Source organism: Simiduia agarivorans SA1 = DSM 21679 (assembly GCF_000305785.2).
GTDB classification, from domain to species: domain Bacteria; phylum Pseudomonadota; class Gammaproteobacteria; order Pseudomonadales; family Cellvibrionaceae; genus Simiduia; species Simiduia agarivorans.
Genome location: NC_018868.3, coordinates 3,504,597 through 3,526,342 on the forward strand (window position 1 = coordinate 3,504,597; position 21,746 = coordinate 3,526,342).

Here is a 21,746-nt window from a genome sequence, read left to right on the forward strand (position 1 = left end):
ATTGTTCTTGCGCTGTCACCTGTCTGCCACACAGGGTTCATAAATCCTTTGCCGTACCGTCATCTGTGTTTGCTTAGATGGCGGCGATAACTTTTGCAAAGGATTGACCATGAAATCGCAACTCTTCGCGCTGTGTGCGCTGAGCCTGGCTGTAAGCGCCAACGCCACGCCGCTGATCAGCACGGTATATGACGGCCCCTTGTCGGGTGGTGTCCCCAAAGGCGTTGAAATTTACTGGCCCGAGGCCGTGGCCGACGCCAGTGTTTACGGCCTCGGCAGCGCCAATAACGGTGGAGGTAGCGACGGTGAAGAATTCACCTTTCCGGCCATCGCTATTGCGGCCGGCAGTTACACCACTGTCGCCAGTGAAGCCCATGGCTTTACCGCCTTCTTTGGCCAGGTGCCCGATTTCATCTCTGGCGCCATGGCGATTAATGGCGACGATGCCATTGAACTGTTTCACCAAGGCGTGGTGATCGACACCTTCGGGGATATCAACCAGGACGGCACCGGCACCGCCTGGGATTATCAGGACGGCTGGGCCGCGCGCGTGCAAGGCAGCGCCGGCGCATTTCAGTTGGCCAATTGGCAATTCAGCGGCATTGACGCACTCGACGGCGTAACCTCCAACACCACGGCGGCCAAACCGATTCCGCTCGCCAACGGTGATGATGGCGACGACGGCGAGGCGCCGGCCATGGTAAAAATCTCCACCATTCAGGGCACGCCCGAGACTCAAACCACCAACAGCTTTGGCGACTCTGATGTAAGCCCGCTGATTGGCGAGATCGTCAGCGTGGAAGCCATTGTGGTGGGCGATTTTCAGGATGGCGATGCCGATGGCAATCGCAACCTGAACGGCTTTTTCCTGCAGGAAGAAACCGCCGATGAAGACGGCGATGCACGCTCCAGTGAAGGTATTTTCGTGGCCGCCAGCACACCCGATGTGCAGCTTGGCGACACCGTGCGCGTGACCGGCAAAGTGGGCCAGTACTTCGGCGAAACCCAGCTGTACCAGGTATCGTCCATTGAGGTAGTAGCACCCGGTACGTCGGCGCAATTGGCGCTGGTGACACCGGCACACATCCAGTTACCCGCCGCGGCGGTAAGCCGTGATCAGGCCGGCAATTGGCAGCCCGATCTGGAAGCCTACGAGGGCATGCTGGTGCGCTTCCCGCAAACGCTGACCCTGGCCGAACAATTCCAGCTCGATCGTTTCAATGAAGTGAGTCTGGTGGCGGGCAACCGTCCCTATCAGTTCACCCAATTGAACGCACCCGACGCTGCGGGTAATGCCGACTACCAGCGCACACTGGGTGCTGCTTGTATTACCTTGGATGACGGTCTGAATGTGCAGAATGCGCCGATTACCCTGGTGTCCGACTACCGCACGGAAACCGCACCGCGCATGGGCGATCAAGTCACCGGTCTCACCGGTGTGCTCGATTATAAATGGGCCGGTAACAGCGCATCCGGTGCCCGCTGGCGGGTGCGCGCGCACGTGGATGGCGCGAATGATTTCACCCGCGACTGGCTCGGTAATTCACCCAACCCGCGCCCAATACTGGAGATGCCCGAGGGCAACCTGCGGGTGGCGAGCGTGAACGTGTTGAACTTTTTCACCACCCTCGACAATGGCAGCGCCCACACCGCACTCGGTCACGCGCCGCGCGGTGCCGATGACCTGAGCCGTTTTGGTGTTGACCCGGCAACGTTTGAGTACGATCGTCAGCTGCAAAAGTTAGCGCAGGCGCTGTTCGCGATGGACGCGCATTTGCTCGGCCTGGTGGAACTGGAAAACGCTTTTGCAACCGCCAGTGACAGCGCCATCGATGCGTTGGCGACAGCGCTCAACGCGCTGGCCGGTGAGCCGCGCTATGCCGTATTGCACCCCGCCGATCACGTGGGTACCGATGCCATTGCCGTGGGCATTTTGTACCAGCCGGCAACCGTCAGCCCCGAAGGCACGCCGGTATTACTGGACGATGCGGTCGTTGCCACGCTGCCCGGTTTTGCCGCACACGATTTCGCCACCAGCCCGATCTTCAATGGCGAGGCTACCAACCGGGTGCCGGTGGCGGCGAGCTTCCGGCATCGCGTCTCTGACGAAGTGATTACCCTGTCGGTCAATCACTTCAAATCCAAGGGTGCTTCGGGTCTTACCGATACCACCAGCCCCGATTACGATCAGGCCGATGGCGCCGGTTTCTGGAACGCGCGCCGCACGCTCGCTGCACAGGCGGTGAGCGAGTGGCTGGCCAGCGCGCCCACGGGCGTGGCGACAGACCACCAGATAATTGCCGGCGACCTCAACGCCTACGCCATGGAATCCCCGGTGCAAACATTACTGGCGCGCGGTTTCCGCAACGTCGAGCCTGAGCTGGCCTATTCCTACGTGTTTGATGGCCAACTCGGGACCCTCGATTACCTGCTGGTGTCGGACAGTCTGCATCCAGCCTTAACGCAGGCCGTGGTGTGGCACATCAATGCCGACGAAGCCGATGCCCTGGATTACAACGCCGACTTCGGACGTGATAGTGGCTATTACTCGGCCTCAACCGCTGTACGCTTTTCCGATCATGATCCGGTGCTGGCGGGCTTTCACCTGGTGCCCGGCATTCAGGCCTGGCCCGATCTTCTAGGGCTTTACGACCGCGCGGTTGCGGAGGGTAAGCTGGTGGGCACATCTGCACACCCGTGGCTGCAGCACTTTTATGTCCGGCTGTATCGCCTGCAGCTGCAGCACCTGATCTGGCTGGGGGAACGCGGGCGTTCACATCAGGCCTGCGCCCGCTTGCCGCGTTTGCAGTTGCTCTCTGATGGTGAGGCGAGGCCGGGCGATTGGTTGGCCGGGGCGGGCAGGGCCGCCTGGGCCGGTCACTTGCGGTTGGCGGAACAGGCGTTCTGTCCTGTGCAATAGTGCCGGGCTTGAGTGGGCCCGTCAGGGAGGCTACTATCGCTGTATCTGATTGTGAGCCGTGACAATGCCCGTGCGTCGCCTGTTAATACTGCTGCTGAATCTGTGCCTGCTGCTGAGCTTGTCAGCGCAGGCACTGTCGGCTGCCTTACATCCTTGTATGGGGGCAGCGCCGGTGGCAGCGGAGGCGTCAATGGATGCCATGGCCGGCATGGATCACAGCCAGCACATGGGCATGGGTGCTCTCGAATCAATGGCCGGTATGGATGACGCTGCCGACCACAGCAGCATGGACTGTTGTGAAGGCGCCGATGACTGCCCCATGGACCAGTGTGTGCTCCTGCCTGCGACACTGGCCACCGGTCAGCTGCAGTTGATTTGGATTGCCGGCAGTGCCGAATACAGTAGCCTCACCGGTGAGCCCGCAAGCGCTCAATTCCCGCCGTATCACCCACCCTACCTCGCGTAACACAGCCTGAATCCGTCTGAAATTTGCCCAATGGCAAGAAAAGGTCGTCATCGACCCTGTGTAGATTGCGAGAAACACGATGAAAATTTTATTCAGCGCCCTGGCTGGCGCATTGTTAACCCTGGCGGCTGTGCACTATTGGCCCGCGGGTGATTCCGGTGGTGAATCAGAAGCCAAGCCGCTCTACTGGGTGGCCCCCATGGACCCCAATTTCCGACGGCCCGGCCCCGGCAAATCGCCCATGGGCATGGACCTGATTCCTGTGTATGAAGAAGCTGAGGAAACCGAACCCGGGCTGATCCGCATTAATCCCGAAGTGCAGAATAATCTGGGGGTGCGCACCGAGCTGGCCCGGGAGCGGGCGTTGGACCCGCATATCCGCACCGTGGGTTACGTGGGCTATAACCAGGACACGCTGGTGCACCTGCACCCGCGGGTGGAAGGCTGGATTGAAAAACTCTATGTGAAAGCGGAGGGCGATCCGGTGACTGCCGGTCAACCGCTGTACGATCTGTATTCGCCGGAATTGGTCAATGCCCAGGAAGACCTGATGCTGGCGCTGCGCCGTGGCGAAGAGCGCCTGGTGGAAGGCGCCAAGGGCCGGTTGCGCGCACTGAAACTGGCAGACAAAACCATCAACCAATTGGTGGACACCCGCAAGGTCATGCAAACCGTTACCTACTTCGCCCCGCAAAGCGGCGTGGTGGAAGCGCTCGCCATTCGGGAAGGTTTTTACGTGCAGCCGGGTTCCACCTTGTTCAGCATTGGCGCGCTCGACTCCGTGTGGGTCGAGGCCGATGTGTTTGCCGCGCAAGCCCATCTGGTGCGCGCCGGTTTGCCGGTGGTGGCGCGTTTCAAACACCTGCCGGGCAAAAGCGTCGAGGGTCGTGTGAGCTATGTATACCCCACGTTGGATGCCGATACCCGCACGCTGCGCTTGCGCGTGGTACTCGACAATGCGGGTAAATTGTTAAAGCCGAACATGTTTGCCGAGCTGACCATCGCCGGTGACGCGGGTAAGCCTGCGTTAACCGTGCCGCGCGCGGCGGTGATCCGCACAGGGTCGCAAGACCGGGTGGTGCTGGATCGTGGTGATGGCCGCTTCAAATCGGTGGCGGTGCATCTGGGTCGCTCGGATAAAGACTATGTGGAAATTCTGCACGGCCTGAAAGCGGGTGACCCGGTGGTGGTATCGGCGCAATTCCTGCTGGATTCCGAATCCTCACGGGAAAGTGACTTTCTGCGCATGACCCCGCCACTGGCCAAAAACGAAGCCGAAGTGAACGGTGTGGTGAACAGTGTGGACGCGGCCAACCGCACCGCCAACATCAGCCGCGAGGCCATCGATAAATGGAATCGCCCGGCCGCCACCATGGATTTTGCGATCGATCAGGCTGTCAGTCTGGATGCCTTCGTACCCGGGGCCGAGATCCGGTTTAAATTCCGTGCTGAAAACGGCGAGTTCACCATTCTGACGGTGACTCCCGCCAAGAAAACGCCTGCGGCCAATCCGCACGCGCACCACTAAGGGGATCGCGCAATGATTAATGCATTGATCCGCTGGAGTGTCAGCAACCGGTTTCTGGTGTTGTTGCTCACCGCCATTGTGGTGGGCTTGGGCTTGTTCAGCGTGCGGCAAACGCCGGTGGACGCGATTCCGGATTTATCCGACGTGCAGGTGATTGTGAAAACCCGTTACCCGGGGCAGGCGCCGCAAGTGGTGCAGGACCAGGTGACCTTTCCGCTCACCACTGCATTGTTGTCGGTACCGGGTGCGGAAACCGTGCGCGGCTTTTCGTTTTTCGGCGACAGTTTTGTGTACGTGATTTTCAACGACGATACCGATCTCTACTGGGCCCGCTCGCGGGTGCTGGAATATTTAAGTCAGGTACAGTTGCCGGCCGGCGCCAAAACCGAACTGGGGCCGGATGCCACCGGCGTGGGTTGGGTATTCATGTATGCACTGGTGGACCGCACCGGGCAGCACGATCTGAGCGAGCTGCGCAGCCTGCAGGACTGGTTCCTTAAATTTGAATTGCAATCGTTGCCGGGTGTGTCGGAAGTGGCGAGTGTGGGCGGCATGGTGCGCCAATACCAGGTGCTGGTAGACCCGCAAAAACTGCGCGCTTTTGGTATTCCGCTCGCCATGGTGCAGAGTGCCATTGAGCGCGGCAATCAGGAAACCGGTGCCTCGGTGGTGGAAATGGCCGAAGCGGAATACATGCTGCGCGCCACCGGGTACATCCAGTCGTTGGATGATCTGGCCAATATTCCGCTCATGGTCAATGCCCAGGGCACGCCGGTCTTGGTGCGCGATGTGGCCGAGGTGCAATTCGGCCCGGCCATGCGCCGGGGCGTAGCAGAGCTCGACGGCGAAGGCGAAGTGGTGGGTGGCATCGTCGCCATGCGCTACGGCGAAAATGCGCAGCACACCATCGATGGTGTAAAGGCGCGCTTGCAGGATTTACAGGCGAGCCTGCCCGAAGGTGTTGAGGTGGTGACTGTGTACGACCGTTCCGCGTTAATAGAGCGCGCGGTCAACAACCTGTGGCAAAAGTTGGGCGAAGAGCTGCTCATGGTGGCGCTGGTATGCGCGGTATTTTTGTTTCACCTGCGCTCGTCACTGGTGGCGATAATAAGTTTGCCGGTGGGCATACTGGCGGCCTACGGGGTCATGTACCTGCAAGGGCTCAACGCCAATATCATGAGCCTGGGTGGCATTGCTATTGCCATTGGTGCCATGATTGATGGCGCCATCGTGATGATTGAAAACCTGCACAAACACGCTGAACGCACGCCCATTACCCGCGACAATCGCTGGCAGCTGGTGAGTACCGCTGCACAGGAAGTGGGGCCGGCGTTGTTCTTCAGTTTGTTGATCATCACCGTGAGTTTTATTCCGGTGTTCACACTGGAAGCACAGGAGGGGCGGTTGTTTGCGCCGCTGGCCTACACCAAAACCTACGCCATGGCGGCGGCGGCCATTGTGGCGGTGACTCTGGTGCCGGTACTGATGGGTTACTTTATCCGTGGGCGCATGCGCGCAGAAACCGATAACCCCATTAATCGCGCCTTCATCAATGCCTATTTGCCCGTGCTGCGTGGCTTGTTGCGTTTCCCGCTGCTGACGTTGTTTGCGGCGATATTGCTGGTGGCGTCCAGCGTGTATCCGCTGTCGAAACTCGGCAGTGAATTCATGCCGGAACTGGATGAGGGCGACCTGATGTATATGCCCACCACTTACGAAAGCATTTCCATTGGCAAGGCGCGTGAGTTATTGCAGCAGACCGACAAGCTGATCAAAACCCTGCCGGAAGTGGAAACCGTCTTTGGCAAAGTGGGGCGCGCCGATACGGCCACCGATCCGGCGCCGCTGACCATGATTGAAACCTTCATTCAATTGAAACCGCGCGACCAATGGCGGCCGGGTATGACCACGGAAAAACTCAAGGCCGAACTGGATGCACTGGTGAAGTTGCCGGGCGTGTCCAACGCCTGGGTGATGCCCATCAAAACCCGCATCGATATGCTCGCCACCGGCATCAAAACGCCGGTGGGCATCAAAGTGGCCGGCCCCGATCTGAAAGTCATCCAGAACATCGGTGAACAGATTGAAAGCCTGTTGGGACAATTGCCGGGTACCGTGTCGGTGTACAGCGAACGAGTGGCCGATGGCCGCTACATCACCATACACATTGACCGATTGGCGGCGGCGCGCTTTGGCCTCAATATCGGCGATGTGCAGCAGGTGATTGCCACCGCCGTGGGCGGCAGTGATGTGGGTGTGACAGTGGAAGGTGAAGCGCGCTACCCGATCAATCTGCGCTACCCGGAAAGCTATCGCGATACGCCGGAGCAATTGGCGCTGCTACCGGTGGTGACGCCCAGTGGCGCGCACATCACCCTTGGCGATGTGGCGCACATTGGGGTGACCGTGGGCGCGCCCGGTATCAAAAGTGAAAACGCCCGGCTCAATGGCTGGAGTTTTATCGATATCGATACCGACGTGGGCAGCTATATTGCCGCGGCAGATGAAGTGCTGAGCCGGGAGCTGGAACTGCCGGCCGGTTACTCACTTAATTGGGCCGGCCAATACCAGTACATGGAGCGCGCCAAAGCCAAACTGAGTTACCTGGTTCCGCTTACGCTCGCGATCATTGTGGTGTTGCTGTACCTGTGCTTTCGCAATGGCATACAAGTGGCGATGATCATGTTGACCCTGCCGCTGGCATTGGTGGGTTCGGTGTGGTTTTTGTGGTGGCTGGATTTCAATTTGTCGGTTGGCGTCGGCGTCGGAATGATTGCGCTGGCCGGGGTGGCAGTGGAAACCGGGGTCATCATGCTGGTGTATCTGGATCAGGCCTGGCAGCGTTTGCGGGAACAAACGTCAACGCCTGACCTTGCCCAGCTGCGCGCGGCCGTGGAAGATGGCGCGGCCCAACGGTTGCGGCCCAAGCTCATGACCGCACTCGCCACCATTGTCGGTCTGGTGCCGATTCTCTGGGGCAGTGGCACCGGGTCGGAAGTCATGAGTCGACTGGCCGCGCCCATGGTGGGCGGTATGGTAAGCTCCGTTATCCTTACTTTATTTGTGCTACCGGTGCTGTATCTGCTGTGGCGGCAATGGGAAATCAAGAGAGCTTAAGACATGCGTAACACCACCGTCGATCTGATGCGCACCCTCGCCATAGTGCTGATGGTGGTGTTTCACTTTATTTACGACCTGCGCACCTTTGGCTATCACCAGTGGGACATTCCCGATGGCCCGGGTTGGAAACATTTCCGCTATGTGATTCTTACCCTGTTTTTTTTGTGCGTGGGCATTGGCCTGGTCTACGCCCACAGCAAAGTCATCCATTGGCAGAAATTCTGGAAACGGGAGTTACAGGTGATAGTGGGGGCCCTGTTGGTGACCGCTATGTCGCTGGTGATGTTCCCGGCTAACTGGATCTATTTTGGCGTGCTGCATTTTATAGTAGTGGCCAGTGTGCTGGCGCTGCCGTTGCTCCGGTACCCCACAATAGCGCTAGCGTCAGCGTTGGTAGTAATAGCCGGTTACAATATGGGGTGGCTGAAATCCTACTGGCCTTTTCATTTTATACATCAGATCTGGCCGGATGTTCTGCCCTCCTACGCCAACGATTGGGTGCCGCTTATCCCGTGGGTGGCAGTGGTGTGGCTGGGTGTCTGGCTGGCGCAGCAGCCGTGGTTTATCCGGGATCCTCTCAAACAGATTCAATTGCCAGACTGGGCCCAATGGCCTGGGCGGCATAGTTTAATTGTGTACCTTGTTCATCAACCGCTATTGGTGGGTGGATTGCATGTCTGGCGGTGGTTAGTGCAATAAAAATAAGTTGGTTGGCGCTCGGTCATTAGAGGCTCTCGTGATTAATCTTCTGCCCCGATGGGTTGAGTTAGGTGCTTTTCTTTTAGCGTTGATAGCCGGTGCGGTGAATGCTGTCGCCTTGCTTGGGTTTGAGCATCAATCGGTATCTCATGTTTCTGGTTCGGCAACGCTGATGGGGTTGGCTATAGCAACGGCCGACCTACCCGGTCAATTGAAGCTTGTTGGTGTATTGGTGACCTTTTTTCTTGGCGCGGCGATTGCGGGTCTATTGATAGAAAATACTGCTCTAAAACTGGGGCGGCACTATGAAACTGTCTTGGTGCTCGAAGCGATTTTTTTGATTGTTGCATGCGGCTTATTGGTCAAAGGCGTCGTTTGGGGGCATCTCTTTGCCTCCGCTGCTTGTGGGCTGCAAAACGCTATGGCAACCGCTTACAGCGGCGCGGTAATCCGGACGACACATCTGACCGGCATTTTCACTGATCTTGGGTTTATGCTCGGCGCCTGGCTCAGGGGCGACAAACCCGATCGCCGGAAGGTCCTGCTGTTTCTCTTTGTTATTGTGGGCTTTATCATTGGCGCTGTCCTGGGTGGATTAACCTATTCCCATATTGGGTATTTCGCGCTTTTGATGCCAGCCTGTGTATGCCTTTTCCTAGCCGTCTGCTACCGCGGCTATTTGGTATACCTTCGGCATGGCAAGCGCTAACGTTATTGCCCGTCTGTCGCTGTCGACACGCGACGCAGTATTAGAAGTAAAAAAATGAAAAGACGCCGGCGCAATGAAATACGCCAGCTTACTTCAATTTAGTAGCTAATATTCCAGCCGTTGAAAATTTCACTCACGTCCTCGCCTGCGGCCTCGCTGAAACGCTGATGCAGAAAGCTCCAACCATGCCCAGGGTGCTCATTGAATTTTGCGTAAAACCGCTGATAAAAATCCCAGCCATAAGCCTGTTGAAATTCCATCAGAAAACACAAGCCGGTCCAGGCGTCGCCAAGGCTGTCTTTATGTTCATTTTTAGCCAGGTAACTGGCTTTACGGTCTGCACAATCAGACAGGTCGCGCGGTGGTAGTCCCAGTTTGTCGATGGCGTGCAGAGTGAAAATATTGGGCCAGGCTTCCAGTCCCCCAAAGCTTGTGTAGTACCAGTCGCCGCCGGCGAAGTTGAAATCGTGGCCGAGTTCGTGGGCAAAGCCCCAGCCGTTGTTGCCGTCGTCGGCGATCAGCGTTATGCGGTGTTCGCCATGGTGATCCACCAGCGCCGGGTCCATACGTACCGGATTGCCCGCCAGCATCCAGCCGGGCGCGTCTTTGGTGTCGGCGAACCAACGGATCGCCTGCCCCTGATAAGGGGCCTTGCCCCGCAGTGCCAGGTGCTGCTTGTAAAATGCATCGAGGCGATCGCCGGCCGCTTCCAGTTTGCCGGCATCTTTTATCGCTGTTGCAATCGGCAACGTCATGATGTTGTGTTCGCTGCGGATTTCAATCCAGCCGGAACTGACTGCGGCGAAGTCGTAGTTGGCGGCTTCATTGTGGGCGATGGTAGGCACGGTTTCGCCGTTGCTTTCGACGGTGACAGTGAGCGAACCGGTTGCGCGGGTGCGGGTGTCGTAGGCTTCGCCCAGGTCATTGCTGACCACTGAGCCCATATAAACAATGCCGTCTTCGTGCGCAGTAAAAGTGGCGCTGCTGCCAATGCAGCTGATGGCCGGATCTTTGTAGTAGAGGCCAATACGGGCGGTCAGCTCACCCAGCTGACAGCCGCGCGACTGTTCGCCGCTGGCACCATCCGGTCCATAAAGCTCACCGCCTTTTACATTCCACATGCCAGTAGCGGAAATTGTGGCGGTCTGCCCTTTGCGTAAATATAAACCGGTGTTTACCCAGTTTTGTGCGGCCGGTACAGAAAAACTCCGGCTGCCATAGGGAGCGATGGATGGGACTTCAACTGCGCCCCATCCGGCCTCGGGCGGGGGTGTTGATTGATTTGCTGATGTCAGCCATTGTTGGTTGTCGCCGCCGTGGAAGCTATAAACGATTATGGCGTTGGTATTGCGGTTCAGATCCAGTGCCCAATTGCCGTTGCGCAGGTAATTGTTTTCGTATGTCCATTGTTGCCGCGCATCGCCGTTACAGGTTTGCAGTTGCACGTTGGCGCCATTGGCCAAGGTGGTGGCGGTAACGCACAGCTGGCTGTTCCAGGCAGCGCGCAGCGTACCTTCAAAAGGCAGCCAGCGCTGTTGCAATGATTCGTTGCAAGCCTGTGCCGTCAGTGTGTTGTCGGGCTCGGCAATACACAGGCTTTGGTTGAACGCAGAGTGCAGCGGATGGCTGCTTGGTGTATCCACCGGATCTTCGTCGGGTGTGTTGTCCGTGGAATCCTCGGGGGCAGTGGCGTCGTGTTCTTGGGCGCCGCCTTCGGTTTTTTCGCCGCCAGACGCGCCATCCTGATCTTCCGAGCCGCCGTTATCGGCATCAGGTGTAGCGGCATCCTGGTTGCCATCATCACCCGGTGATTGATCTCCACTGGTATCCTGGCCTTCATTAGGGCTCTGTCCCGAGCCTGAGTCATGTTCCGGTTGGGTTTCCGTTGTTCCGGGTTGTTCTATGGCAGCATTGTCCTCGCCCGGGGTTGCTACAGATTCCACATTGCAACCGGCGAGTGTCAGTCCACTGGTCATCAGCATGGTCAGGATTAATTGGTGTGTGTTCATGGCCCACTCATCATTGAAGAATAATGCCATGCAGCATAGGGGCCAGTGGGTTTATGAACTATCGGCCATAGGGTAGGGGGACTGAAGGCATTTGGCTTAGGCCATGCGGGTGACTGTCCCTGTCACCCGGCTGTTAGTGAGGGGGCTACTTGTTGCTTTGGATGTAGGCATCCATTTTCGCTTCAAGCATTACCAGCGGCAGGGCGCCATCGCTCAATAGTGTGTCGTGAAATTCGCGCAGGTCGAATTTATCGCCCAGTGCTTTTTCTGCGCGTGCGCGCAGCTCGCGGATTTTGATTTCCCCCATTTTGTAGCTGAGTGCCTGGCCGGGCCAGGAAATGTAGCGGTCCACCTCGGCGCGCACATTACCTTCTGAGAGCGCGGTGTTGTCGGCTAAAAAAGCCAGCGCTTGCTCGCGGCTCCAGCCCTGCGAGTGGATACCGGTATCAATGACCAAACGGCAGGCGCGCCACATTTCATAACTCAGGCGACCGAAGTGTTCGTAGGGTGTATCGTAAATATCCATTTCTTTGCCCAGGCGTTCGGTATACAGCGCCCAGCCTTCGCCAAATGCACTGAGGTAAAGGTTTTTGCGGAAGTTGGGAACGTTTTCCAGTTCTTGCGAGAGTGCGCCCTGCAGGTGATGGCCGGGTACTGCTTCATGCAGGGTGAGTGCGGGCAGCTCGTATAACGGGCGCTGGCTCAGATCGTAGGTATTGAGCCAGTAGGCGCCGCCATGGGTACCGCCAATCGCTGGCGGGTTGTAGGACGCGGTGGTGTAATTGGGTGCGATTTCCTTGGGCACCGGCACTATGCCATAAGGCGTGCGGGGCAGGTGGCCGAAAAATGCCGGCAGCTGATAATCCACGCGTTTGGCAATATAGGCTGCTCGCATGAGCAGTTCTTCTGGCGTCTTGGCGTAAAACTGCGGGTCGGTGCGCAGGAAATGGGTGAAGGCTTTGAAGTCGCCCTTGAAACCGCTTTGTTTGATCAGTGCATCCATTTCCGCGCGGATGCGTTTCACTTCTGCCAGACCGGTCTGGTGAATGTCATCGGGGTCCATGGCCTGGGTGACATAGGTTTCAATGGCGTGGCGATAATAGGCTTTGCCGTCGGGCAGTTGCTCGGCGCCCAGGGTGTCTGTGGCCGCGTTAAGGTATTCACCTTCCAGAAAATCGGCAACCCGTGCCAGCGCAGGCAGGGTTTTTTCACGCAGCACTTTTTTTCCTGCCGCCGCTAAACGGGCTTTGTCTTTGGCGGAAAAGTTGGCGGGCATTTGCGTGAACGGTTGGTACAGGCTGCTGTCTTCCGGGTTTTTGTAAACCTGTGCGCGCACGGTAGGTGCAATGCCGGTAACCACAATGCGCGGCAGCACAAAACCGGTTTTGATGCCTTCGCGCATGTTGGCGATATTTTCGTTGAAATACCGGTCGAAATCCGCCAGCCGTTTGAGGTAGTCCTCGTAGTCTTTCACGGTCGGCATGGCCAGGCCTTTACTGGCATTGTTGGCGGCGGAAACGAAGGTGTAAAAGGTGTTCAGGGGAATGCGATCCAGAAACAATTCATTGTCGCGCACCGAATTTTTCAGCACCCAGGTCAACAGCGCATGGTTAGTGCGATCGGCCGGTGTTAAGGCACCAGTGTCAATGGCGTTTAAGCGCGCCAGAAATTCGCGCTCGGCGGCCAATCGTCGTTGCCGGTCGGTCCCGGCGACACCGGGCAGCCGGTGGTTGGAACCTGCAATGCCCATACGGCCGGCGAGAATCGGGCTTTCCTTCAGACTGTATTGCCAGTGGTCATCAATGACCCGCTGCAATTGCTGTGCAGGGGTTGCGTTGACGCTTGTTGAATGAAACGAGAAAAGCAGGCAGATCAACAGAAAAAGAGTGCGAATCATGGGGCTGTCCGGTGTGGTGGTCGTGATATGTTGCGTCTGGCCGGCTATTCGGCCCAGTGCAGACCTTAGCACAAGCTGTGCATACGTTTTCATCTTGTTCCGGTTCAAGCCTTTACACATGATGGCTGTCTGAGTCAGGAGCGTCAGTATGTCAAACACCTTTTACGGATCGATTCATGCCTTTCGGGGTATCGCCATTGCCACCATTGTGGCTGCACACACCTGGGCATTTCTTATTTTCTGGACGGGTAAGGTGGACTCACCCTCAATCAATTGGGTTTATGCGATCACCGAAACCCTGTTTCATGGTTCCACGCTGTATTTCGCGCTGATCTCGGGCTTGTTGTTCAGTCTGGTGTTGCAACACAAAGGCTGGCGGCGTTTTGCCAGCAGCAAAGTGAAGTTTGTATTGCTGCCTTATTGCGTATTCACCCTGCTGTGTACCTGGCTCTATTGGGACTTTACCCGTCAGGCTTCGCCCGAGGCCGAGCCCTTGCCAACCGTTTTGGCCGGGCTCGTCCAGGGCAGTGCGAGTGTGCAGCTTTGGTATATTCCGCTGTTGTTCGGGCTGTTTGTGCTGACGCCTTTATTGGTTTGGTTGCAGCAACGTGGCCCCTGGATGCTGCTGGTCATCGGTGTCCTGCCATTGTGTATCAGCCGCTCTGCGTTTCCCGATCTGCTCAGTTGGCAGACGCTGGTTTATTTTGCGGGTGCCTACGCGTTGGGGATGCTGTGGGGCGCACACTACCTGCGGGTGATCCGTTGGCTGCAGCGCTTTCAGTGGCAATTGCTCGGATTAGTGTTGCTGACGAGTGGCGCGGTGGGGTGGAGTTACTTGCAGGGTCACACCCAGGAGGGATTCTGGTTCTACCGCCAGTCGTTGATTTATGTGCAGAAGCTGGCGGCGGCTGCCTTGTTGTTGGGCTGGCTCGAGTCCCGCGCGCAATCGCTGGTCTGGGCCCGGCGTTTGGGCGATTATGCCTTCGCCATTTTTTTCCTGCATGTGTTGGTGCTGGACCGGTTTTATTTTGGCGTCTACGACTGGTTGATGACCAATCGTACCGGGCTCACACTGGCGTGGCTGGGCCTGTTTAATCTGGCCTGGACTTTGTTGGGATCGCTCGCACTGGCCTGGCTGATCCGCACTATCGGTGGGCGCTACTCCCGTATGTTGGTGGGTGTCTGAGTGCGCAGCGCCCGGTGTAAAAAGCGGGTGAAGGTATCTTTTGGGCGGCTGTGGCCCAAATCGGCAATCAGCATGCCCACATTGCCCCTGTGATAGGCCCCGTGCAGCAGCAAGTGGGTCAGGATTTGCTCTTTGCTCATGCAGCCATCATCGCCGTCGGTGAAGCGAAAACACAGTGTGTGTGTGAGTTCCTCACTTGTGATTGCTTTGACCAGATCCAACAACTGCTGGTCTGATCGGTGAATGGACTGTGTCAGCGCATCGATGCTTGGCGTGTCCACAGTGTTGTCTGCGGTAAAGGCGTGAGCGCGATCCTGCAGATGCGCGTAAAAAATCTGGTCCACCACCCAGGTATGATTCATCAGGCGTATTGCCTGGGTATATTTCTCGGGTGCGCGGTCGGGGTTGCATTGCGCCAGCACGCTGAGGATTTCCGCATTGGCCCAGGCTTTATAGGCGAAGCTTTGCTCAAGACATTGAACGGATTGAACAGCGGGGAAAGTCATGGCGCCTCCGGGGAAAACGCCATTCTGACCTGCCCGGGCGCGATGGCAATCAGCTTGTTGGCTGATATGGCCGGCTCAATCCTAAATCAATGCCCGGCCAAACGGGGTGATGGTTTCCTGCGGGAGATACTGCCAGTGCGCCTCTACCGTCTGTGGGGTCAGCAACTGTTGTGGATCGCCCTGGCCGATGAGTTTGCCCTGGTCTAGCAATACCGCGTGCTGGCAATAGCGCAGCACCTGATTCAGGTCGTGCAACACGGCCACCACCGCCCACTGCTGTTCTGCCGCCTGCGCGCGCAGCATGGCGAGCAGGTGATGTTGCTGACCCAAATCCTGGGCGGAGGTGGGCTCATCCAACAATAACAGTGCCGATGCCTGCCCGGCGGCTGACGTTGACTCGGAAAGCTGCAGCAGCACACGCGCCAATTGCACCCGCTGTTTTTCACCGCCCGACAAGCGCGGGTAAGGTTGATGCGCGAGCGGGAGGCAGTGGCATTGATCCATGATTGCCTCGATTCGCGCGTTGAGTTCGGTGCGTGCGCAAGCCAGGGGGGTTGCCCCCAGCGCCACCACTTCGCGCGCGGTAAACGGGAATGCCAGGCTGGAAGCTTGTGGCAATACGCCCACACGGCGGGCGCGGGCAACGCCTTTCAGCTCCGACAATGAGTGGTCGTTAAACCTGATCTCGCCGCGGTAGCGTTGATCGCCGGCGAGGCACTTCAACAAGGTGGATTTACCCGCGCCGTTGGCACCTAATAAGGCAGTGATTTTGCCAGCGGGAAAATCCGCGCTCACCTGTTCGAGTAACGCGCCGGATGCGGATGGCACGGTGATATTGTGGGCCTGCAACATCAGCTGTAATCCCTCCGGCTTTGCAGCAATAAAAACAAAAAGAAGGGCGCTCCAATGAGTGCCGTCAACAGGCCCACCGGCAACTCGGCGGGTGCCACCAGCGTGCGTGCCATCAGGTCGGCAAGCGCTAACAACAGGGCACCGAGCAGGGCGGAGAGGGGCAGCAGTTGCTGGTGGTTGGGGCCGGCCAGCAGGCGCACCAGGTGCGGCACCACCAGCCCCACAAACCCGATGATGCCGGTATAGGCCACGCTAACACCCACACCGAGTGCGGTGGCGGCAATCAGGCGGCGCTTGAGCCGTTCCACATCAATGCCCAGATGACGGGCCTCGGCTTCGCCCAGCAGCAGGGCGTTAAGTGCGTTGGCCTGACGTTGGAAATACACCAACAGCGACACCGTGAGACCGGCAATCAGCCACAGGTTCAGCTGACCCGCGCCGGACAGGTTGCCCATCTGCCAGAGGCTCAACGCCCGCAGCTGCTGGTCATCGGCGAAGTACGATAAAAACCCCATGGCGGCGCCGGCAAAGGCGGCGATGGCCACGCCGGCCAGCAGCAACACAAACACCGAGGTGCCGGTGCGGGTTTGCGAGAGCGTATAGATCAGCCAGGTGGTGCCCAGCCCGCCGACAAAGGCGCCAGTGGACACCCAGTGAAAATGCGCGAGACCCGCGCCCAACACAATGGCCACCGCCGCACCGAGGGCGGCGCCGGCGCTGACGCCAATAATGCCGGGGTCCGCCAATGGGTTGCGGAACAACCCCTGCATCACCGCGCCACATTGCGCCAGAAGAGCGCCGGTGAACAGCGCCAGCAACAGGCGCGGCAAGCGCAGTTCCAGCACCACCGTGCGCTCAACCTCGGATAGCTGCGACCAGCCGCTGCCCAACACGGCATCGGCCAGCGACAAAAACGCCTGCCCGGGCGCCAACGCCAGGGCGCCCATGGCCATGGACGCGCCGGCGCAGAGCAGGATCAGCAGCCACAGGCCGTGGTGCAAGTAAGCGAAGGGAATGCGCATCAGTCGGCGAGCAGTTGCCGGTGAATCTGCTCGGCTTGTGCCACCGCGGCCAGGCTCAGGCCGGCCACCAGGGCACTGGCATCGACCCGCAGTAACCGCTGCTGTTTGCCTGCGGGCGTGTGTGCCAGCAGGGGATGCTGTGCCAGCAGCGCGTCAAAGCTGGCCTGGTCGCCACTGGCGATGAGCAGGGTGGTGGGCTCAAGGGCCAACAGGGACTCATCGCTCAGGGTCTGGTAGTTGGTGTGGCTGGCGGCGTTTTGCGCGCCCATGAGCTCAATGAAAGCCTGGCCGCCGCTGCCTTGGCCGGCCACCCGCAATTTACTGGCATCCATCGCCAACAGGAACACCATGCGTTCCTGATCGAGCGGTGTCTGGGTAAGGCGTTGCAGTTGTTGTTGCAGTTTTGCCAATAAAGCCGCCGGGTCGGCGCTGACCGCCTGGCCCAGCCGTTGGATGTTGTCTGCCAGCTGGGCGGCGGTGGTGGGCGATGGCAATTGCAGGGTCGGAATCCTGGCCTGTTGCAGCGCCGTGACCACCACCGGTGGTCCCATGTGGTCACTGCCCACCACCAGATCCGGCTGCAGGCTCAACAGCCCCTCAGCGGACAGGTTGCGATGATAGCCCACGCGCGCCACCCCGGGCCGGGGCGGCTGGCTGGTCACATCCACCGCAACGATGTGTGGACCCAGCCCCATGGCGACCAGCAGTTCGGTGGCTGCGGCATCGGTGGAGACAATGCGTTCCGCCGCGCCCACAAACGGCGCGCTGGAAAGGAGGGCGAACAGGGTTACCACGGCGCAGGCAAAAGGTGCGCGCCGGCGAAACAGAATAGGTCGAAGGAACATGGCGTCAGGCCTCTGGGGTCATCAGTAGTTGGGTATTGGTGATCTGCTGGCTGTGCAGGTGAGCGAGCAAACGGATCAACGCTTCAGCGGGCGCGGTTTTTGCCGGTTGGATCTGTACTTGCGCGTCGGGCGTTGCGATCAAGGCTTGTTCAAGCGCACGCTGCAGGGCAGGCCAGTCCAGCGGGCGTTGATCCTCCAGTTGGTAGTGCGGGGCTTGTTCATGCACCGCAACCCGGATGACGTGGGGCTCGGCCACTGCCGTCTGGCCTTGTTCCACACTCGGCAGCGAAACCGGCAGCTGCAATACGCGGGCATTGGCCGTCAGTAACAGGAAGGCCACCACCAGAAACACAATGTCGAGCAGGGGAGTCAGCTCCAGGCCATCGTCGCTGTCGGCGGTGTAGGCGTGGGCCCGCAAGGGTGCGGTTAAACGCAGGGGGCTCACAGGCTGTCCGCTCCGGATTTGGCCAGGCCCTGGCCCGCCACTAACTCACTGGCGCGTTGCTCTCTGACCAGGTGCCAACCGGCGCTGTGCGCGGCGTGCTGAATCTGTTGCCCGGCCCAGTGTCTGAGCGCGTGATAGCCGCACAGGGCGGGCAGGGCAATGGCGAGCCCCGCCACCGTGGTGCCCATGGCAAAGCTCAGACCATCGGCCAGCTGGGCCGGGTGGATGGCGCCCTGCTGGCTGGCGAGTGCTGAAAAACTCTGCATCAGGCCCATGACCGTGCCCAGCAGGCCCACCAGCGGTGCCGCCAGCGCCACGATGTGCACAGTTTTCAGGCCGCGGGTCAAGCGCTGGTGTTGCTCGCTCAGCCAAAGCTGGAGTGCCGCTTCGCGTTCGCCTTCGCCGTAGTGGGCGAGCAGCTGGGTGGTGCCGTGCGCCAGCCGGTGCGAGCACTGGTTGACCGTTAAGGTGATCAGGCGCTCAAGCAATAGCAGGCCGGTTATCAGGGCCAGGGCCAATAGTGGCCAGGTAAAACTGCCGAGAGAATCGATCAGGGTGTGGGCGGTAGGGTGCATGGGATGACTCAGTTCAGTGAAAATTCCACCGGGATATGCACCCGGCTGGCCAGCGCCTGGCCGTCGACCCGGTAGGGCAGGAAGCGCCATTGACTCACGGCCTCCAATGCCGCCTGGTCGAGTGCGGAAACGCCCGAGCTGGCTAACAGCGATAAATCATCGGGACTGCCGTTGGCATCGAGGGTTACCGCCAGCCAGACAGTGCCGGTCTGGCCGCGGCGGCGGGCCAGCATGGGGTAGCGGGGCGGTTGCGGCGGTTCGGCGAACAGCGGGGTGTCCATCAGCGGTAATTCGTTCGGGCCATTGTGCAATGGCTGCTGGACCGGTGCCGCGGGTGCTGCCTGTGCATCGGGCGCTGAGTCCTGGATGGTGTCTTCAGGCGCGGGTTCTGCCCGGGCCGGTTGCGCCAGCGCCGGCTGGGGGGCTGGCAAGGGCTCGGCGACGGGTTCGGGTTTTGCCGGCACAGGTGCCGGCGTAATAACTTCTTTTGCAGGCGCCGGCTTTGCAGGCGCCAGTGGCCGTGACTGCTGGACAAACGCCAGCGTCAGTGATGCCAGTGGCGCGGCGCTGGAGGAGGCCAGGGTGAGCGGCGACGACGGATGCCATTGTGGCAGCAGCAACATTGCACCCACGCACAATGCCAATGCGGCGCGCTGGTGGCGGCTGCATTCCCAGGTATTGAGCGAGTGTGTGGTAGACAGTGGCATGGATGTCGGGGTGGTTGTTTTAGTGTTTTACCAGTATGCACAGACAAGATGTTAATGTAAATGATAATGACTCGTATTTACATATTTAAAAGGCGTCGTTAGAATGGCGCCCTCGCTCAGCCAGCCGTACCGGTCAGCCATGCGCATTTGAAAGCCCCAGCCGCACAAGCAGCAATGCGGGGCTGCAACACTGACTGATCAATGACCCGGCGTGGTGCCGGGCGCGGAGCTGACCATGTACCGACACCTTTCCCGGGGCCTCGTGCCCGCCTCCCTGTTTTCTACGCTGGCCTTGTCGGCGAGTCTTGCGCAGGCCGAACAACAGACGTTTGAACTGCAATCGGTGGTGGTCAGCGCAACGCGGGTCAATCAAAACCAGGTCGAGGCCAACCGCTCGCTCGCGGTGGTGACCCGCGAACAACTGGATATCAAGCAACCGCAAACCGTGGCGGAAGCGCTGCAGGCGGAGCCGAATATCGAAATCAATGGCGGGCCGCGTGCTTTCAACCAGCAAGTCAACATCCGGGGCCTGAGCGGCAACAAAGTGCTGCAAACCGTCGACGGCGTGCAGCAGCGGTTTGAGTCCGGTCACCGACCCAGCTACTTCTTGGATCCGGTGCTGATTCAGCAAGTGGAAGTCATCAAGGGGCCGGCCTCCAGTTTGTGGGGCAGTGGCGCGGTGGGCGGTGTGGTCGCCATGCAGACTATCAGTGCGTCGGACCTGCTGGCGCCAAATGCAAACTTTGGCGGGCTGGTGAAGACCGGCTACACCGACAACAACGCCCACAGCGCCTCCACGCTGGCGCTGGCTGGCCGCTCCGGCAGCGTGGACTGGCTTGCCAGCGGTTATTACCGCGACGGTGATGACCTGGAAATGGGCAACGGCGAAACGTTGCTTGGTTCCAAAACCCGGGACTTTGGCGGCATGCTGAAAATGGATTGGGCGCTGGCAGACAACCAGCTGTTAACCGCACAAATCCGCGAAGCCCAGGCCGTGGGGCAGGTGCCATCAAATGGCTCTGCCGACAGTAACGGCAGCAGCAATTTTGATATCAATCGCGAACAAACCGTGCGCAATGCGCAGTTGAACTATGCCTGGGATGCCGATGCGGATTGGCTCAATCTGCAGGCGTCTGTTTACCTGAATGATGTGACCATGGATGAAAGCCGCGTCAGCGACGGCCGGGCCGACAGCACCGAAAGCCGGACCGTGGGCTTTAACCTGTTGAATCAATCCAACACGGGCGCGGTGGAATGGTTGTATGGCGTGGACGGCTACCGCGAATCCTTTTCCGCCAGCCGCAGTGGCGATAACCGGCCAACACCGCCGGATGCGGAAAACGATGTGGTGGGTGCGTTTGTCAGTGCCGGCATTCCGCTGACTGAATCCTGGCAACTGGAACTGGGTGCGCGTTACGACCGCTTTGCCACCCGCGCCGACAATCTGGCGCAGGATCGCTCCGACAGCGCCACGTCACCCACGGCGGCGATCACCTGGAAAGCCACCGATTGGTTGCGCATGAGTTTGCGTCACGACCAGGCGTTCCGCGCGCCGGGTTCGGAAGAGCTGTACACCACCGGCTTTCACTTTTGCATGTTCCCCGGTTTCTGTAATGCCTTTGTGCCCAACCCCGGGTTGAAAGCGGAAACCGCGGCCAATACCGAATTGCTGGCGCAACTGGGCTTCGACAATGTCTGGGGAGAGGATTACCTGACGCTGGAAGCCTCGCTGTTTAACAATCGGGTGGATGATTTTATTGAGCAGATAGTGGTGGGCCCGAGCTTTGGTCCGGTGATGGACCCGGGTTACACCACCTGGGTGAACGTGGATAAAGCCACCATCAAGGGTTTTGAACTCACCGCAGAATACTTGCGCGCCAACTGGAACCTGAAGCTCGGCTACGGCCAGACCCGCGGTACCGATGACAACACCGGCGAAGACCTCACCGGCATTCCCGCCGATAAATGGACGCTCGACGGCGCCTACCAGTTTTCCGGCACCGGCGTTAAAACCGGTGTGCGGTTGATGGCGGTGAACGAACAATCGCGCACGGATTACGCGGCAAACAGCACCGGCCAGACCTACGACGGCTACACCATCGTCGATGTTTATGCCCAGTGGCAACCGGCGTCGTTGAACGGTTTACAAGTGGATCTGGCACTGAACAACCTGACCGATGCCTACTACCGCCGGGCCTGGTCTGAACTGTACGAACAAGGCCGCGCCATTACGTTGAGCGCCCACTATCGCTTCTGAGGT

17 protein-coding genes are annotated in these 21,746 nt (G+C 59.1%); 8 read left to right on the forward strand and 9 right to left on the reverse strand.

Features of this window, described 5'->3' with window-relative positions; genetic code table 11:
• The first annotated feature begins 109 nt into the window (after positions 1 to 109).
• From M5M_RS15800 to M5M_RS15825, 6 genes are all read left to right on the forward strand, one after another.
• Positions 110 to 2,920 (forward strand): ExeM/NucH family extracellular endonuclease, encoded by a 2,811-nt coding sequence (locus M5M_RS15800; RefSeq protein ID WP_015048504.1) that lies wholly within the window; start codon positions 110 to 112, stop codon positions 2,918 to 2,920.
• 70 nt (positions 2,921 to 2,990) lie between these two features.
• Positions 2,991 to 3,386, forward strand: coding sequence for a hypothetical protein (locus M5M_RS15805; protein ID WP_144062483.1), 396 nt, complete (start codon positions 2,991 to 2,993; stop codon positions 3,384 to 3,386).
• 79 nt (positions 3,387 to 3,465) lie between these two features.
• Positions 3,466 to 4,914, forward strand: coding sequence for an efflux RND transporter periplasmic adaptor subunit (locus M5M_RS15810; protein WP_015048506.1), 1,449 nt, complete (start codon positions 3,466 to 3,468; stop codon positions 4,912 to 4,914).
• A 12-nt stretch (positions 4,915 to 4,926) separates the two neighbouring features.
• Positions 4,927 to 8,031 (forward strand): efflux RND transporter permease subunit, encoded by a 3,105-nt coding sequence (locus M5M_RS15815; protein ID WP_015048507.1) that lies wholly within the window; start codon positions 4,927 to 4,929, stop codon positions 8,029 to 8,031.
• A gap of 3 nt (positions 8,032 to 8,034) precedes the next feature.
• On the forward strand, positions 8,035 to 8,733 hold the full coding sequence (locus M5M_RS15820; RefSeq protein WP_015048508.1) for a heparan-alpha-glucosaminide N-acetyltransferase: 699 nt from the start codon (positions 8,035 to 8,037) through the stop codon (positions 8,731 to 8,733).
• A 37-nt stretch (positions 8,734 to 8,770) separates the two neighbouring features.
• Entirely contained in the window at positions 8,771 to 9,442 is a 672-nt protein-coding gene (locus tag M5M_RS15825) for a YoaK family protein (protein ID WP_015048509.1), read from the forward strand.
• 98 nt (positions 9,443 to 9,540) lie between these two features.
• Here the strand turns inward: M5M_RS15825 and M5M_RS15830 are convergent, their stop codons facing one another.
• Positions 9,541 to 11,451 carry a ricin-type beta-trefoil lectin domain protein gene (locus tag M5M_RS15830; protein ID WP_016389746.1) on the reverse strand — a complete coding sequence of 637 codons (1,911 nt, stop codon included), beginning with the start codon at positions 11,449 to 11,451 and terminating at the stop codon, positions 9,541 to 9,543.
• A 145-nt stretch (positions 11,452 to 11,596) separates the two neighbouring features.
• Complete coding sequence (locus tag M5M_RS15835) at positions 11,597 to 13,348, reverse strand: DUF885 domain-containing protein (RefSeq protein WP_015048511.1); 1,752 nt, start codon at positions 13,346 to 13,348, stop codon at positions 11,597 to 11,599.
• A gap of 148 nt (positions 13,349 to 13,496) precedes the next feature.
• Here M5M_RS15835 and M5M_RS15840 point away from each other — a divergent pair, with 148 nt between their 5' ends.
• Positions 13,497 to 14,534, forward strand: coding sequence for an acyltransferase family protein (locus M5M_RS15840; protein WP_015048512.1), 1,038 nt, complete (start codon positions 13,497 to 13,499; stop codon positions 14,532 to 14,534).
• On the opposite strand, the gene M5M_RS15845 is transcribed toward M5M_RS15840, so the two are convergent.
• The 7 genes from M5M_RS15845 to M5M_RS15875 form a co-directional block, all read right to left on the reverse strand.
• Positions 14,507 to 15,040 (reverse strand): DinB family protein, encoded by a 534-nt coding sequence (locus M5M_RS15845; RefSeq protein WP_015048513.1) that lies wholly within the window; start codon positions 15,038 to 15,040, stop codon positions 14,507 to 14,509. The genes M5M_RS15840 and M5M_RS15845 overlap by 28 nt on opposite strands.
• Positions 15,041 to 15,121: 81 nt before the next feature.
• The gene (locus M5M_RS15850; protein WP_015048514.1) at positions 15,122 to 15,892 is read right to left on the reverse strand and encodes a heme ABC transporter ATP-binding protein; all 771 of its coding nucleotides are present in this window, start codon (positions 15,890 to 15,892) and stop codon (positions 15,122 to 15,124) included.
• Positions 15,892 to 16,914: a FecCD family ABC transporter permease gene (locus M5M_RS15855; protein WP_015048515.1), complete on the reverse strand. Its 1,023-nt coding sequence runs from the start codon at positions 16,912 to 16,914 to the stop codon at positions 15,892 to 15,894. Before M5M_RS15855 ends, M5M_RS15850 begins: the two co-directional genes overlap by 1 nt.
• Entirely contained in the window at positions 16,914 to 17,759 is an 846-nt protein-coding gene (locus M5M_RS15860) for a heme/hemin ABC transporter substrate-binding protein (protein WP_015048516.1), read from the reverse strand. Before M5M_RS15860 ends, M5M_RS15855 begins: the two co-directional genes overlap by 1 nt.
• A 4-nt stretch (positions 17,760 to 17,763) precedes the next feature.
• Positions 17,764 to 18,204 (reverse strand): ExbD/TolR family protein, encoded by a 441-nt coding sequence (locus M5M_RS15865; protein WP_015048517.1) that lies wholly within the window; start codon positions 18,202 to 18,204, stop codon positions 17,764 to 17,766.
• Positions 18,201 to 18,779 carry a MotA/TolQ/ExbB proton channel family protein gene (locus M5M_RS15870; RefSeq protein ID WP_015048518.1) on the reverse strand — a complete coding sequence of 193 codons (579 nt, stop codon included), beginning with the start codon at positions 18,777 to 18,779 and terminating at the stop codon, positions 18,201 to 18,203. The genes M5M_RS15865 and M5M_RS15870 overlap by 4 nt, the downstream gene beginning before the upstream one ends.
• 8 nt (positions 18,780 to 18,787) lie before the next feature.
• Positions 18,788 to 19,486, reverse strand: a complete 699-nt coding sequence (locus M5M_RS15875) for an energy transducer TonB (RefSeq protein WP_015048519.1) — start codon at positions 19,484 to 19,486, stop codon at positions 18,788 to 18,790.
• 235 nt (positions 19,487 to 19,721) lie between these two features.
• On the opposite strand from M5M_RS15875, the gene M5M_RS15880 reads away from it, so the two are divergent.
• Positions 19,722 to 21,743 carry a TonB-dependent hemoglobin/transferrin/lactoferrin family receptor gene (locus tag M5M_RS15880; protein WP_015048520.1) on the forward strand — a complete coding sequence of 674 codons (2,022 nt, stop codon included), beginning with the start codon at positions 19,722 to 19,724 and terminating at the stop codon, positions 21,741 to 21,743.
• Positions 21,744 to 21,746 lie beyond the last annotated feature (3 nt).